The 15887-nt window shown below is 40.9% G+C and carries 15 protein-coding genes and 1 riboswitch; of the genes, 2 read left to right on the top strand and 13 right to left on the bottom strand.

The features are described from left to right. The first annotated feature begins 114 nt into the window (after positions 1–114). Positions 115–774, top strand: a complete 660-nt coding sequence (locus tag ABVF21_RS17535) for a YhcN/YlaJ family sporulation lipoprotein (protein ID WP_303535528.1) — start codon at positions 115–117, stop codon at positions 772–774. A 52-nt stretch (positions 775–826) separates the two neighbouring features. On the opposite strand, the gene lipA is transcribed toward ABVF21_RS17535, so the two are convergent. Beyond that, complete coding sequence (gene lipA, locus ABVF21_RS17530) at positions 827–1714, bottom strand: lipoyl synthase (protein WP_303535526.1); 888 nt, start codon at positions 1712–1714, stop codon at positions 827–829. Between the two features lie 183 nt (positions 1715–1897). Between lipA and ABVF21_RS17525 the strand changes: the two genes are divergently transcribed. Continuing rightward, complete coding sequence (locus tag ABVF21_RS17525; RefSeq protein WP_303535524.1) at positions 1898–2884, top strand: M23 family metallopeptidase; 987 nt, start codon at positions 1898–1900, stop codon at positions 2882–2884. A gap of 42 nt (positions 2885–2926) precedes the next feature. Here the strand turns inward: ABVF21_RS17525 and ABVF21_RS17520 are convergent, their stop codons facing one another. From ABVF21_RS17520 to sufD, 12 genes are all read right to left on the bottom strand, one after another. Next, entirely contained in the window at positions 2927–3031 is a 105-nt protein-coding gene (locus tag ABVF21_RS17520; protein ID WP_194218990.1) for a methionine/alanine import family NSS transporter small subunit, read from the bottom strand. Between the two features lies 1 nt (position 3032). Continuing rightward, positions 3033–4559 (bottom strand): sodium-dependent transporter, encoded by a 1527-nt coding sequence (locus tag ABVF21_RS17515; RefSeq protein ID WP_303535523.1) that lies wholly within the window; start codon positions 4557–4559, stop codon positions 3033–3035. Positions 4560–4793: 234 nt separating this feature from the next. Beyond that, complete coding sequence (locus ABVF21_RS17510; protein ID WP_303535521.1) at positions 4794–6371, bottom strand: Na+/H+ antiporter NhaC family protein; 1578 nt, start codon at positions 6369–6371, stop codon at positions 4794–4796. 150 nt (positions 6372–6521) lie between these two features. Further along, positions 6522–6702: riboswitch (Lysine riboswitch) on the bottom strand. A 158-nt stretch (positions 6703–6860) separates the two neighbouring features. Next, positions 6861–7631, bottom strand: a complete 771-nt coding sequence (yunB, locus tag ABVF21_RS17505; RefSeq protein ID WP_194218987.1) for a sporulation protein YunB — start codon at positions 7629–7631, stop codon at positions 6861–6863. A 137-nt stretch (positions 7632–7768) separates the two neighbouring features. Then, the gene (locus tag ABVF21_RS17500; RefSeq protein WP_306558532.1) at positions 7769–8062 is read right to left on the bottom strand and encodes a YunC family protein; all 294 of its coding nucleotides are present in this window, start codon (positions 8060–8062) and stop codon (positions 7769–7771) included. A 93-nt stretch (positions 8063–8155) separates the two neighbouring features. Then, positions 8156–9544 carry a bifunctional metallophosphatase/5'-nucleotidase gene (locus ABVF21_RS17495; protein WP_303535519.1) on the bottom strand — a complete coding sequence of 463 codons (1389 nt, stop codon included), beginning with the start codon at positions 9542–9544 and terminating at the stop codon, positions 8156–8158. 15 nt (positions 9545–9559) lie between these two features. Beyond that, the gene (locus ABVF21_RS17490) at positions 9560–10381 is read right to left on the bottom strand and encodes a sulfite exporter TauE/SafE family protein (protein ID WP_306558529.1); all 822 of its coding nucleotides are present in this window, start codon (positions 10379–10381) and stop codon (positions 9560–9562) included. Between the two features lie 12 nt (positions 10382–10393). Continuing rightward, on the bottom strand, positions 10394–11248 hold the full coding sequence (locus tag ABVF21_RS17485) for a DUF72 domain-containing protein (RefSeq protein WP_303535518.1): 855 nt from the start codon (positions 11246–11248) through the stop codon (positions 10394–10396). Between the two features lie 168 nt (positions 11249–11416). Beyond that, positions 11417–12814 carry a Fe-S cluster assembly protein SufB gene (gene sufB / locus ABVF21_RS17480; protein ID WP_194218983.1) on the bottom strand — a complete coding sequence of 466 codons (1398 nt, stop codon included), beginning with the start codon at positions 12812–12814 and terminating at the stop codon, positions 11417–11419. Positions 12815–12915: 101 nt separating this feature from the next. Then, positions 12916–13359, bottom strand: a complete 444-nt coding sequence (gene sufU / locus ABVF21_RS17475) for a Fe-S cluster assembly sulfur transfer protein SufU (RefSeq protein WP_194218982.1) — start codon at positions 13357–13359, stop codon at positions 12916–12918. Continuing rightward, positions 13349–14569 carry a cysteine desulfurase gene (locus ABVF21_RS17470; protein WP_303535565.1) on the bottom strand — a complete coding sequence of 407 codons (1221 nt, stop codon included), beginning with the start codon at positions 14567–14569 and terminating at the stop codon, positions 13349–13351. The genes sufU and ABVF21_RS17470 overlap by 11 nt, the downstream gene beginning before the upstream one ends. A gap of 3 nt (positions 14570–14572) precedes the next feature. Then, positions 14573–15880 (bottom strand): Fe-S cluster assembly protein SufD, encoded by a 1308-nt coding sequence (sufD, locus tag ABVF21_RS17465; protein ID WP_194218981.1) that lies wholly within the window; start codon positions 15878–15880, stop codon positions 14573–14575. Positions 15881–15887: the final 7 nt, after the last annotated feature.

The following is a 15887-nucleotide window of genomic DNA, read 5'->3' as shown; positions in this document are numbered from 1 at the left end:
ATTTCAAAATGGGCTCATTAGTCTTATGATACCTTTTTTATTCGATTTGTCCAAGTAATACCAGTAAAAAAGGAACAGAGTTCGGTCATGATAACAGTATGGAGGTGAAGGTTATTGAAAAAACAAATTCTGCTCATACTGCCACTCGTATTAGGACTTGGGGCATGCCAGGGAGAAAATGCAACAGATTCCTTTGACCACGCAGATTTAACACCTGTTAAAACGGATCCCGATGAATACGGTATGAACACCGCTAACTCTCAGGAAAAGTCCAAAAAGGGTGGCTTTGGATATGTGCGTCATACACGAAATACAAACAACATGAATTCTCAAAAACAACCCGAGAACATTGCCTACCTTGATCGTGATCGTATGTCAGATATGATCGGTTCAATGGCAATTGTTTTACCTTATGTCAATGATGTCGCAACGCTAGTAACAGATGAAGAAGTTCTCATTGGCTATAAAACAACAACAAAAGATCGTGATGCCACTGCGGATCAAGTAAAGAAAACGGCTCTTTCTGTCATTCCAAGATATTATCACGTCTATGTTTCTGACGAAGAAGGAATGATTGCTGAGGTCGAGCGATATCAAAATGCCTCCACTGCAAATGGAGAACTCGAGAAGAGCATAGAAGAAACGATTGCCAAAATGAAGAAAGCGCCACAAGGGAAAAAAGTAAGTGATGGAGAGAATGAGAACGGTGAGATGAAGGGCGAAATGAATGAAGACTTAAATGATACAGATGGAAAAGAAATGATGTCGAAGTAAAAAAATCGGCCCGATAAAGGCCGATTTTTTTATCTTTCCTATTACTTATCCATTACTTCGAAGCCTGCTTAGCTGCATTGACTTGCTCATCAGCATGATAAGACGAACGAACCATTGGACCAGATTCACAGTGTTTAAAGCCTTTTTCCAGCGCGATATCTTTGAGCTCAAGAAACTCTTGAGGCGTCCAGTATTTTTCTACTTTTAAATGCTTTTTCGATGGTTGTAAGTATTGTCCAAGTGTAACAATATCAACATCATGTGCGCGAAGATCATCAAGTGTTTGAATGATTTCCTCTTTTGTTTCACCTAACCCTAGCATGATGCTGGATTTAGTCGGAATCTCAGGATTCATTTCTTTTGCACGCTGAAGAAACTCTAGTGTACGACGATATTTTGCGCGTGCTCTCACTCTTGGCGTTAGGCGCTCCACTGTTTCGATATTGTGGTTCATAATATCCGGTTTCGCATCCATGAGTGTTTCAAGCGCTTCATATTGTCCACCCATGTCTGATGGAAGAACTTCGATCGAACAGAACGGATTTTTACGACGAATAGCACGTACGGTTTCAGCAAAAACAGCAGCACCACCATCTTTTAAATCATCTCGCGCTACAGCGGTAATGACCACGTGTTTTAGTCCCATCTGTTCAACGGAATCCGCAACGCGTTCAGGCTCTGCCCAATCAAGCTCAGTTGGAAGACCAGTTTTTACTGCACAAAAACGGCATGCACGAGTACAAACATCACCAAGAATCATAAAAGTTGCCGTCTTACGAACAGCCCAACATTCATGGATATTCGGACAACGCGCTTCCTCACAGACCGTATGTAACTTTTTCTCGCGCATCATCTTTTTTAAGCCTTTATAATTTTGGTTTGTATTTAGTTTTATTTTCAACCACTCTGGTTTTCTTAAATATTCTTCTTTCTTACTCACTACACTCACCTCACCTATTACTTTTCTGTAATAAAGAATACCATAGGTAACTCATTCATTTCTATAAAAAGTGTGAATCTATTGAGGATTAAGACTTTAGACCTTCCATTATTTAGTTCTAATGATTTACGCACGGAAAACCAAACTAAGGGTAATGACAAATTACGAAAGGAGAAGAAACACTTGAGAAAATATAGTTTTCTTATCCTTATTCTTTTCTTCCTCATCCCTATAAACGTTCGAGCTGCTGATATAGACGAAGATAAACTAAGAAACGAACGGAAGATGTTATTTCATAAGATGGAAGCCGTCACACAGGTCCCCTGGTACATCTATGCTGGTATTGATCAATATGAACGAAGCATTAGGCGCTCACAAAAAGATATTCCTCGTGAAAAAGGTGCAATAGCTATCTATATTACGCCTGAAAAATGGTCTGGGAGTACGAATCCAAATAAAGAAGATCACGATCCTATCTCGATATCGTTCTTTAATGGAATTGGCCTCGATGGCAATGGAGATGGCAAAGCCGAGCGTACTAATGACGAAGATCTACTTTATACAATTGGGTCTTTCATACAACAGTATGGAAGTTCTTTAGAAGATATTCAGATTGGTCTTTGGGATTATTATCATCGTGACCAAGCAGTAAGGACGATTACAAGTAATAGTGCTGTTTATCATACATTCAAAACGCTTAAACTCGATAAGCATGCTTTTCCCGTACCACTTCACGCAAACTATAGTTACCGAAGCACCTGGGGCGATCGACGTGGGTGGGGCGGACTTCGAATTCACGAAGGAACGGATATTTTCGCTTCTTATGGTGTTGGAGTGAAAGCGACAAGTTATGGAACTGTCGAAACGAAAGGATGGAATGAATACGGTGGTTGGCGGATCGGGATTCGGGATATCGATGGCAATTACCACTACTATGCTCACCTAAATGGGTTTGAAAAAGGCATTGAGAAAGGTCATGTTGTACAGCCAGGTGAAATCATTGGGTATGTTGGTAGCTCTGGATATGGACCAAAAGGAACGGCTGGAAAGTTCCCGCCACATCTTCACTATGGCATCTATAAAGACAACGGAAGAACAGAATGGTCGTATGATCCCTATCCTTCGTTGAGGCTCTGGGAACGACAGGAACGAATACGCAACAAAAAGTAAGCAAAAAAGAAGAACTAGCTCGCTAGTTCTTCTTTTTATGTTCTATTGTTTTTTCGATACTCTCACAGCATTCAAAATGCTAGCCGCAAGACCACCCCATATAATAACCATTCCAACTACCATCATGAAAATCGCGCTACCACCCATATTAGCTTACCTCCTTATACTTTTGCTGTTCAGCTTTCGCGTCCCATTTCTTTAGGCTGAATAGAATTCCAACCAGAAGGGCGAATCCTGCGACAGCCCAGCCACTATAAAGAATAAAGCCGTTTGAGTAGCCTTCATAGTTCCCAGTCGGTGTATCAAACTGACGAAGAAGATTTGTCTTAAAGAGATCGAACATCATATAACCAAGTACGAGAGGAGTAATGACTCCAAGACAAGCTTTCCACCAGTACTTCAGTGAAATGTCTGAAATGCCGTTTGCATGTGACTCAAGCGTATTAAGCTCACGAAGTACCCATGCTACAACAACGACTTCCATTAGTCCTACAAAGGCAATTCCGAACTGGTTAATAAAGTAGTCAGCTGCGTCAAGGAAGAACAATCCGCCTTGCGTTGCAAACAGAATTGAGATAATAGAGGAAATCCCTCCACCAATTAGAACAGCTTTCGTACGAGAAATTCCGAACTTCTCAGAAACACCTGCAACATATGTTTCGGAAATGGAAATGAGTGAAGACAAACCTGCAAGTACAAGTGAAGCAAAGAATAAGAATCCGAACAAACCGTTCAAAGCTGGGAACTCATTGATAATTTGAGGGAAGACAACGAAGGCTAGTCCTACGCCACCGCTCACTACTTCGCCAACGCTAAGTCCTTGCTGCTGAGCCATAAATCCAAGCGCTGAGAATACCCCAATACCTGCTAGAAGCTCAAACGCCGAGTTACCAAAACCAGTAATAAACGCGTTATTCGTAATATCTGATTTCTTAGGTAAGTAACTAGAATAAGTAATCATAATAGCAAAAGCAATGGATAAACTGAAGAAAATTTGCCCGTATGCAGCAACCCAAACACTTCCTGAAGTAATGCTATCAAAATTCGGTGTAAAGAAAGCATTTAGACCTTCAGCAGCACCAGGCAGTGTCACTGCTCGAATCACAATGATTAAGAAAAGAACAATTAATGTAGGAATGAAAATTTTATTAGCACGCTCAATGCCCTTTTTAACTCCAGCAAGAAGTACGCCAAGTGTAATGATCCATACGGCAATTAATGGAAGGAATACGCCTGGTACGATACTACCTGTTTGTCCAGGATCAACCGTTAATTTCAAATAATCATTGAAGAGGAATGCTTCTGTATCAGAACCCCAACTTTGATTAAATGCAAAATAGCTATAAGAGATGGCCCACGCAATAATTACCGCGTAGTATGTGGAGATGACGAATGCAACGATAACGCCCCACCACCCTAGCCATTCCATTTTCTTATTCATTCTAAAGAATGAAAGTGGTGCGGACCCACGGAATTTATGACCCAATGTAAATTCAAGAATAAGAATTGGAATTCCGGCTGTTAATAATGCAAATAAATAAGGAATAAAAAATGCCCCACCACCGTTGTCATAGGCTACGGCCGGAAATCTCCAAATGTTCCCTAGACCTATTGCTGAACCAACTGCGGCTAAAATAAAACCAGCCCTTGTCCCCCATTGCGCACGATTTTCCAAATAAATTACCCCCTTAGACAAATGTTAACCTTTTTCACCATAAGCCCCCTTCCAGAAAAAGGTTAAGACTTTTAAGTAAATTCAGATTATTTTGTTTATAGTATATCTAGTACGTATGTCCTTGTCAAAACAATCTTTTTACATTTTTCGTATGAATCGTTCAATTTTCTATATAAATCTCTCCTTTTTTGTGAAAATACATAAAAAAAACAGGAGGAATATCCTCCTGTTTGATTAATGATTTGCCATTTCAACTGGTCTGTTGGCATATTTTCCTTTTAGCATGAAAATTAATAATCCGAATAGAATCGCTGTTGCCACAAGACCAAGAATGGAACTACCAGTAAAGCCAAGAACCAAATATCCTAGTATAGAAATACCTGCAACGAGCAATGCATAAGGCAACTGGGTCATCACATGATCGATATGGTGACTACCTGCGCCTGTGGAAGAAAGAATCGTTGTATCCGAAATTGGTGAGCAGTGATCTCCAAATACAGCTCCTGCAAGAACAGCGGCAAGTACAGGAAGCATGTAGGTAGGATCCGTAGCAGCGGCAATCTCTCCTGCGATCGGAAGCATAATGCCAAATGTTCCCCACGAAGTTCCCGTTGCAAACGCCATAACACCTGCAAGTAGGAACAAAATAGCTGGTAAGAAGCCAATCACAATATGGTCATTAACAAGTCCTGCAAGATACTTACCAGTTCCTAGCGAGCCGATAATTTCAATCAATGTCCATGCAAAGAAAAGAATGTATACGGCTGGAAGCATTGATTTAATGCCTTCCCAAATTCCTTTTCCAAGAACCGCTCCACCCATTCTTTTTGGAAAGAAGAAGAGGAGAGAAGTTATAAGTCCAATAATTCCACCATAAAGGAGAGAAGCAGCAACGTCTGTATTTTCAAAGACAGACAAAGCTGTCACGGCTGTATCCGTTCCGCTAACAGCCTGGATTCCTGTAATGATCATAAACGTAACAGTACCAGTAATTAGCATAATAATGGGCCATGCAAGATCAGCTACTTTCCCCTTCTCACTTTCAGGTAGTCCAGATGTTTGACCAGGTACGGCACCTTGATTCGGATCAAGCACTTCTCCTGTTTTCTGTGCACGGTCTTCATGTACTCTCATCGCCTTAAGATTAATGTCAAAATAACTAACAAAGAACACCATCGCCAGTGCGAAGAGAGCATACAAATTCATTGGAATCATTCTGATAAAAGCTTCTAACGCGCCAACACCTGTAATGCTATGCGTTGCTAATACACCACCAATTAACGCGATGATATAAGCCCCCCAGCTTGAAATAGGGGAAATAATACACATTGGTGCTGCAGTTGAATCAATGATATAGGCAAGCTTTGCCCTTGAAACATTGTGCCTGTCCGTAATCGGTCTACTAACGTTTCCAACTGCGAGCGAATTAAAGTAATCATCAATAAAAATAATAATACCAAATACCGCTGTGACAATCTGGGCGCCTACTCTTGTTTTCACGCGTTTCATGGCCCACTCGCCAAATGCGCGACTTCCACCTGAGATCGAAATAAAGGCCGTCATCATACCTAATAAAAGTAGGAAGAAAATAATGTACATGTTCCAAGTATTTAAACCACCGCTCTCGGAATCAATGAAGATCCCTTTTACGATTGTATAAATTTCTTCTAATGAATTTGGTACACTCCAATTGTTGATCATTAGCGCACCAAGAATAATGCCTACTCCTAGAGAAGGAAGCACTTTTCTAGTCACCACTACCATTAGCAAAGCTACGAGTGGTGGAATAATGGATAGAACTGAATTCTCCATGAATATCCTCCTAATAAATGATTGGTCATCATAACCGGAATGGACGCCTATCCCTCAACCTTCTTGTCGTGTTTGTATGCAAAAAAGCGAGCAATGATAGGATTGGTCCTATCATTGCTCGCTTCACCGAGTCAATGTTAAGTGTCCACCCCGATCAGTAGTTCTCCATTACAAGTTAGACTCATAATGACAGTTCGACACTTCTTCAATGTCGCCCCAACATAAATAATGTGACCGTTATTTATGCTTCGGCAGATCTCCCTTTCGATGCTGATCATTGGTGTCATTCTCCCAACACGTACTCATGAGGATCTGCTCCTCTACCTCATCGTATAAGATAAGGAACAATATTAAGTTCAGTTTTAAAGTATACCTTACTTTCGTTGTTTGTGCAATTGTAGATTGTTCCAGAGATATTTCTATTAGAAAGGAACTATTTTCTTATCTATCGACATTTAACAATGACGATGAATAATGGGGTTCCTTGTCTTAATCGGGCTTTGGCAAAACGATCGATGGATTCCCACCATTTCCATTATCACCATTATAATAATAAGGAACGTCTCCCTGAATAAATAGATCCCCGATTTTTACGGAGTTCGACACCTCAGTATTCTTTGTAGAGAAAGGGATAATTACGTTCATCTCAACTTTAATATTGATATACACCTCAAGATACGTGTTGTTAATTCCCGTTTCTTTCACCTTTGTATCAATATTAGAAACCACATCTCCAATCATTTCAAACCGCACTGGAATCCTCGGTCCAAAATTTGAGAGAAGAACATTATTTGTAGCCATCCCTAAAGGTATAGAGTATACGATTCCTTGTTGATTTTCGGTACCTTCGTAATCGATATCTATATCATTCTTAAAGGTTTCCAGCTTATCTAAATCACCAGCTTCAACATAATCTAAATAAGTTTGAACTCGTTCTGTGGCCTCTGAAATCAATCGATTATAAACTTGCGAGTTAAAGCTATAACTTGGTACTTTTTCGGAATCATTACCATGAACGATAATTAAATTCTCAACGTCAATACCGTCTGCGATCTTCTTTGAAATGGCATCATTTATTGCTTGCGCAGCAACTTGACGTGTTTTTGTTTCAGCAATACTGATTAAGCTTGGTTCAATTCCTTTATTAACAATCCATAATCCTTGAACCGTAGTAAAGATAAAAATAATAAAGGAGATGACAAAAACATATCGAAAGGGAAGCGGTCCCTTTCTAAAGAATTTTCTGCGAGTTCGAAACAACGTGAACCCTCCCTTCTCTTCTTCATGTATATGCCATGGAGAAGAGAAGTATGGACAATTTCCTAGAAAGAGCCAAAATCAAGCTACTAGATGTGTCATAATCGAAAAGAAAGCCGTAGCAAGTGCTACGGCTTTCTTCACATCATCTTAAGCATCGCGTCTCTACCCTTAGTTCCAATCGTAATGCCTCGCGCTTCTGCTTCAAGCGTAACAGATTCGAGCGGTGCATCAAGCAGTTGTTCAATAGACCGTACACCAACAGCTCTTCCTGCGATAATCTTTCGGTCGCTTAACTTTTCATTAAGTAAGGCTACATCGAGTGCGCCGCACATGATATACCCATTGTCATTCATGACCGCTAGAAAATTCGTTTTCGGAAGCTGCATACTTACCGCTATAAAAGGATGACCGTCAATCAAGATTGGTGACATAGTGATCACGTCATTCCCGCCTCCTGACCTGAATGAATATCACTATATCTATATGAGACAAAGAGCATGTTTGACAATCAAACGCTGAAAATTTTAATGTCTATTTTCTAAACGCCATGCAAGGAGATCTCGAAGCATTTCAGGTAAAAAGTATTTCTTTTTAGCATGCTTCATTTGAGGATAGAATTTCCCAAATGTGAACATATCAGCCGTCGCAACGGCATATTCTTCATCAGAAACAAGCTTCTTTCCGTTGTGAAAAACATCTGTTACATGATAGAGGCCGTCGTCCATTTTGACAGAGGTAACCTCAAGTCCATCAAATGCCATAATCCCCATTACCTCACCTCTGAAACCGAGACCTTTAAAACTTAAATTCACTATTTCATCTGACATAGAATAAGAGATGATTTCTCGTAACTCACTTCCTTTTAACACCACTTTGCAAGGATTAACAGGATGAGGGCAAATGCGATGAAGATCTTCTCTTGATACATTTCCTTCTGGTAACCCATCAAGCAACATACCAGCATTAATCATGCCAATATCCGCTCCACACCACTCTCTAAGAGCGGCAGCTAACTCATCAGCTAGAACCGAGCGTTGAAACCATTCAGATTCAAGAGGCTGTTCAAGACGACATACGACCTCTTCAAGCATCTTATGTGCATCGATACTTAGTTGTTGAATCATCGCCTTCGCTTCCTCGTCTTCTTTCCGATTCCGGACGGTTATTGAATATGCTTCCTTCTCAATCACTTTCTTTGTTTCCATATCAAAACAAATCGAAACTTCTCCAACGTAATTCCCGTTTTTACCAGACTGAGTAATAAGCGTATCTTCTACAAGGATGCCATGCTTCAGCACATGATGGGTATGGGCTCCAATAATAACGTCAAGCCCCTTCATTTCCCTTGCTAGCTGTTCATCATTACCTAAACCCATATGAGACATCAATACGACAACATCTGATTGACTGCGTACTTCATCAATGAGGGACTGTAAGAAATGGAAAGGAGAATCTATCTGCCATCCAAGTAGTGAGTAGAATTGTTCATAAGGGATGGTAACACCAATAATTCCTACTTTAATGCCATTTAACTCATGGATCTTATAAGGTACAGCCCAGGAAGGCCTTGTACCATTTTGGTGGTAGAGATTGGCAACAATTACCTCGAACTTCGCGTCTGAATAAAGTTCTTCTAGTTCTTTTTTTGAAAAGGTAATACCCTCATTGTTACCGATAGTGGCATAATCATATTCCAGCTCATTCAGTAACTGAACGTTACCTTTCCCGACAGTTCCTTCTGTCATTGGATGCACCTTATCAGAGTGATCTCCTAAATCAAGAAGGAGATAAGGTGTCCCTTGAAGCTCATGCATTCGCTTCTTCTCTTTCAAATATGAAGAGACTTTTGACCAATTTGCGAAATGACTGTGAAGATCGTTTGTATAATAAAATTGTAATGTTCTAGAAGTCAAGACACTCTTCCTTTCTTATCCCATCGTTCCCTGCCAGATTAATCGGACACCTACAATGATTAACATCCATCGTAAAATAACAACCACTGATTTGTCCGAAAGTTTCTGATTAATAAATGAACCGCATTTTGCTCCAATCCACGCACCTGGAATGAGACCGATTAGTAAAAACCACTGAATGTTACCAAGTGCTAAATGCGTCAGGGTACCCGTTATACTTGAAAGAAAAATCATAAACATGGAGGTTGCAACAGCAACCGATGTTGGAAAACCAAATAGTAGAATCATGGCAGGAACCATAAGTGAGCCGCCACCAATTCCGAATAGACCTGAAATGACCCCAACGATAAATGAAACAATAACAGCTGCTACGGCAGAAAAGTTATAATTCATCTCAGTCCCATTCGGATCCGTATACGTTCGTTCAAATTGACCATTTAGTTTCATAGGGCGTAAACGGCTCCTTACCATTAATAATATGGAAACAAGCACCATAAATACCCCAAAATAAATGGAAAAATAATCAACCTGAATAAATTTATTTAGCCACGCCCCTAGAATAGCCCCTGGTCCACTTCCTAGAAAAAAAAGCGCTCCACTTTTATAATCAACGCTTTTCTTTTTCATGTAAGCAAGTGTAGAGGAAAGACCGATCACGACGAGGACAACGATCGAGCTACCTACAATTTTCTGAGGCGTTAAATCAGAGAGCCAGTTCGTATATTGATCGATAATGAGAAGAACAGGAACGATAATAATGCCTCCCCCAAGACCGACAAGGCTTCCGATCGTACCTGCTAATAGACCAATGATAAATAATAAGATCCACGTCACCATAGGGTATACTCCTTATAAATCAAAGAGATCAAGTTGCTTCGGGTTTAAATTCGTGTACTCAATATCAAGCATTTGAATCATTTCCTTAGCATTATTAGCAGCATGACCTCCTGAATTATTGTTAAATAAAATAAATACATCTTTACATTGTTGTTCTAATTCTAATATTTGTTCTTTCCATTGTAAGAGTTCTTCTTGATTATAATCATATAAATACCGAACTTCCCTCCAGTTATGGCGATTACCTGGATTCGTCCATCCATTCGTATTTCGACCATGTAATCTGACAAGGACCTGATCCTGATTTAGAGTTTCCATCACTAAAGGAACCGATCCCTCGCCAGCTTGTGGCTCATCGCAAATCGTATGGATAAAATCCTGTTCCTCTAGAAACGAGAGCGTTTTATCACGAAAAGCTTCATGATACCAGGACTGATGTCGAAATTCTACCGCACATGGAATATCTCCCATCCGCTGTTTACAGTCTCTCAAGATGTTAACATTATCTTTATTCACATCAAACCAGGGAGGAAATTGAAAAAGCACCATCGCAAGCTTTCCTGCATTTCGCAGGGGACGAACCGATTCCTTGAAAGCTTGAAACATTTCATCTCTTGTTTCAAAGGGAATATCCCCACGTTGATGGCCAGTCATACCCTGGTAAGCCTTAACGACAAACCGAAACCCCTCTGGTGTCTCATCTATCCATTTCTGAAAATTACGTTCTGGTTGCACAGCATAGAAGGACGAATCAACTTCAACAGTAGGAAAGTGCGAACCATATATCGAAAGTTTTTCATTGCTTTTTACACCTGGTGGATAAAGATCATCATGGTCTCCCCACCCTGTTACGCCTATGTAAATCATGCAATTCTTCCTCTCATCTCGATTCTCTTTCTCTATTCTCATACCATTACCCGAAAATAGCAAGTGAAAATCCCTCATACTATTTTGAAATAACAATTAGGATTTCGCCCTTTACACTTCCACATATAAAAAACGAACCGGAAGATCCGGTTCGTTTAAAATGGAAGCTTAACCGATTGAACCTTCCATCTCAAATTTAATGAGACGGTTCATTTCAACCGCATATTCCATAGGAAGTTCTTTCGTAAATGGCTCGATGAAGCCCATTACGATCATTTCAGTTGCTTCTTCTTCAGATACGCCACGGCTCATCAGATAGAAGAGCTGCTCTTCAGAAACCTTCGATACTTTCGCTTCGTGTTCAAGTGAAATGTTATCGTTTAGGATTTCATTGTAAGGAATTGTATCAGAAGTAGACTCATTATCCATGATAAGCGTATCACACTCAACGTTTGAGCGAGCACCTTCCGCTTTACGGCCAAAGTGAACGATACCACGGTATGTTACTTTACCGCCTTGTTTTGAAATAGATTTCGAAACAATTGTCGAAGAAGTGTTAGGTGCTAAATGAATCATCTTAGCGCCAGCATCCTGGTGCTGTCCTTTACCAGCAAGAGCGATGGAAAGCGTCATACCACGAGCGCCTTCACCCTTTAAGATAACAGCTGGATACTTCATTGTAAGTTTGGAACCAATGTTACCATCGATCCATTCCATCGTAGCATTTTCTTCCGCAACTGCACGCTTCGTAACAAGGTTAAACACGTTGTTAGCCCAGTTCTGAATCGTCGTATAACGGCAGTATGCATCCTTCTTAACAATGATCTCAACTACAGCACTGTGTAGAGAGTTAGTTGTATAAACCGGTGCAGTACAACCTTCAACATAATGGACAGAAGAACCTTCATCAGCGATGATAAGCGTACGCTCGAATTGACCCATGTTCTCAGAGTTAATACGGAAGTATGCTTGTAGAGGCGTATCGACTTTCACACCTTTAGGAACGTAGATGAATGAACCACCTGACCATACAGCAGAGTTAAGAGCTGAGAACTTGTTATCCGTTGGAGGAATTGTTTTCGCAAAATACTCTTTAAAAAGATCTTCGTTCTCTTTAAGTGCAGTATCTGTATCTTTAAACACAATCCCCATGTTCTCAAGGTCTTCTTGCATGTTATGGTAAACTACTTCAGATTCGTACTGTGCAGAAACACCCGCAAGGTATTTTTGCTCAGCTTCAGGAATACCTAACTTATCAAATGTCGCTTTGATTTCTTCTGGTACTTCATCCCATGATCTTTCGGACTTCTCAGAAGGCTTTACGTAGTACGTAATTTCATCAAAATCTAGATCAGCAAGGTTTCCACCCCATTGAGGCATTGGCATGCTGTAGAAATGTTCAAGCGATTTCAAGCGGAAATCAAGCATCCACTGTGGTTCATCCTTCATGCGAGAAATTTCTTTTACAATTTCAGGAGTTAATCCACGCTCTGAACGGAAGATCGAAACGTCTTTATCACTAAAACCATATTGGTATTCGCCAACTTCAGGCATTTTTTTAGCCATTCTATTTCCCTCCTTGACATTACACATGTCAGTGTTTGGCTGATGTTCTCTTTCCATCATTCTAGTATGAAAAAGAAGCGGTGACAACACCTGGAAGCGGGTTAAGCTTCATCCTGTTCCTTGAAACCCTTCTCCATTGCCTTCCAGGAGAGTGTTGCACATTTGATACGAGCAGGGAACTTCGAAACGCCTTGAAGTGCTTCAATGTCGCCTAGATCGAAATCTTCTTCTTCATATTCTTTCCCCTGCATCATATCAGAGAAAATCCCGGATAGCTTCAAGGCCTGATCAACTTCAAGTCCTTTGACTGACTGTGTCATCATCGACGCTGATGCCAGGCTTATAGAGCAACCTTCTCCAATAAACTTCGCATCCGAAATCTTCCCATCATCTACTTTCAGCTGAAGCTGAATGGCGTCACCGCATGTAGGGTTGTTCATATTAATCTTAAGGTCGCCTTCTTCAAGCTCCCCTTTGTTTCTTGGGTTTTTATAATGATCCATAATGACCTGTCTGTATAACTGGTCTAGATTATTAAAAGACATTACCGAAAAACTCCTTTGCTTTTCGTAATCCGGCTACAAAAGTATCTACGTCTTCTTCAGTATTGTATAAATAGAAGCTAGCACGCGCGGTAGCCGATACTTCAAGCCACTTCATTAGCGGCTGAGCACAATGGTGTCCAGCACGAACAGCGATGCCTTCTGTGTCAAGTACGGTGGCCACATCGTGTGGGTGTACTTCATCACTATTGAAAGTGACAACTCCAGCACGTTTTTCTGGTCCGTAAATGGATACGCCTTCGATCGTCGATAGCTGCTGCATCGCATATTTAGCGAGGTGGGTCTCATGCTGCTGAATGTTATCCATCCCAATTTCATTTAAGAAATCAATCGCAGCTCCTAGACCAACGGCGCCGGCAATGATTGGAGTACCACCTTCAAATTTCCAAGGTAGATCTTTCCACGTCGAATCGTAGAGACCAACAAAATCAATCATTTCTCCCCCGAATTCAAACGGCTCCATGTTTTCAAGCAGCTTCTTCTTCCCGTAAAGAACGCCTATTCCAGTAGGTCCGCACATTTTATGACCAGAAAATGCAAAGAAATCGCAGTCAAGATCCTGAACATCAATGTTCATGTGAGGGGTGCTTTGAGCCCCATCAACAACCATAACAGCGCCATTTCGGTGCGCAATCGCGGCAATCTCTTTAATCGGGTTAATTGTCCCAAGCACATTCGAAACCTGCATAACAGAAACAATTTTTGTGTTTGCTGTTACCGTTTTCTCAACGTCTTCCAGCGCAATTGTTCCGTCTGGTTGAAGAGGAATATATTTTAGAGTGGCTCCAGTTGCTTTTACAACCTGTTGCCAGGGAATAATGTTGCTGTGATGCTCCATCGGTGTGATGACAACTTCATCACCTTCTTGAAGATTTGCACGTCCATAGCTTGAAGCGACCATATTAAGGGCTGTGGTTGTTCCGCGAGTAAAAATCACTTCTTCCGTTGAAGAAGCATGAATAAATTCACGAACCTTTTCACGAGCGCCTTCATAAGCATCTGTTGCGTGTGTCCCAAGCGTATGAACACCACGGTGAACGTTTGAGTTAATTTCCTTGTAGTAACGCTCTACTGCGTCAATTACTTGAGTAGGTTTCTGAGACGTTGCTGCACTATCAAGGTAAACAAGAGGTTTCCCATTTACCTCTTGATGTAAAATGGGAAACTGCTTGCGAATGTCCTGGACATTCATCATTTAATTAACTTTCCCTTCAGTTACCTCAACCGCACGTTTACGAACGCCTTCGATCGGAAGTTCGTTAATAACTGGAGCGAGGAAACCATGGATGATCAAACGTTCAGCTTCATGACGGGAAATCCCGCGGCTTTGCAAGTAATAAAGCTGAATTGGATCAACTTTACCAACTGATGCAGCGTGGCCTGCCATAACATCATCTTCGTCAATAAGAAGGATCGGGTTTGCATCCCCACGCGCTTTCTCATTCATCATAAGAACACGCTGTGTTTGCTCACCGTTTGATTTCTTAGCACCGTGTTCAATCTTCGTAACACCGTTAAAGATGGCACTAGCACTATCTTTTTGAACACCGTGCACGAGAAGAACACCCTCAGAGTTTTGACCGTGATGGAAGATCTGATTAGTGAAGTTCTGGCTCTGGCTTCCGCGACCGATCGTTACGGTTTTAGAGTCAGCATAAGAACCATCACCAATAAGGTGCGTTGTATTTGTAGAAACCGTGTTACCGTCGTTCATTTGAGCAAGTGCCCAATCAACTTTACCGTCGCGTGCCACATTAGCACGGCGGTTTACGTAAGTAGTGACACCTTTTGCAAGGTTATCAACAGAACCAAACGTAACGCGAGCATTCTGTCCTACATGAACTTCAGCAATAATGTTCGCAACAGACTCCACATCGTGACTATAAGATAAGAAGTTCTCAACATATGTCACAGAGCTATTGTCCTCTGCTACGATAATCACGTGGTTGAATAGCCCAGCTTCAGGGTCTTCTTGCCAATATAGTGCTTGAATTGGCACTTCAACTTCTACATTGCGAGGTACATATAAGAAAGTACCGCTATTAAGAAGAGCTGCGTGAACGGCCGTTAAACGGTTCTCGTCAACCTTCATAACGTCTTTCATGAAATACTTCTCTACAAGATCTCCGTGATTTTGTAGAGCAGTTTGAATATCTGTGAAAATCACACCTTGTTCTTTCAGCTCATTCGATAGCTGACTGAAAACGGGTGTTGAGTTACGGTGCACAAGAAGATTCCCTGACTGTTGATCTTTAGCAACAAGATCGCGCACATCTTCAGGAAGATCATCAAGTGATGAAATCGCTTCTCCTGCTACATCATGTTTAAATGAAGTGAAATTCCACTTATCAATTTTTGTTTTATCAGGTTTTGGCATTGGAAGACTTTCTGACTTCTCTAACGCCTTTAAACGAAGGGAAGCCATCCATTTCGGCTCCTGACGCTTTTCTGAATAAGCTTTAATGTATTCTTGATCGAATGCAATTTTCGTATCCACTGACATTGTCATC

The organism is Pseudalkalibacillus sp. JSM 102089, from assembly GCF_041366475.1.
In the GTDB taxonomy this organism is placed as follows: Bacteria; Bacillota; Bacilli; order Bacillales; family Guptibacillaceae; genus Guptibacillus; species Guptibacillus hwajinpoensis_B.
The sequence above is the reverse complement of the archived record's forward strand: the minus strand, read 5'-3'. Positions and strand labels throughout refer to the sequence as shown.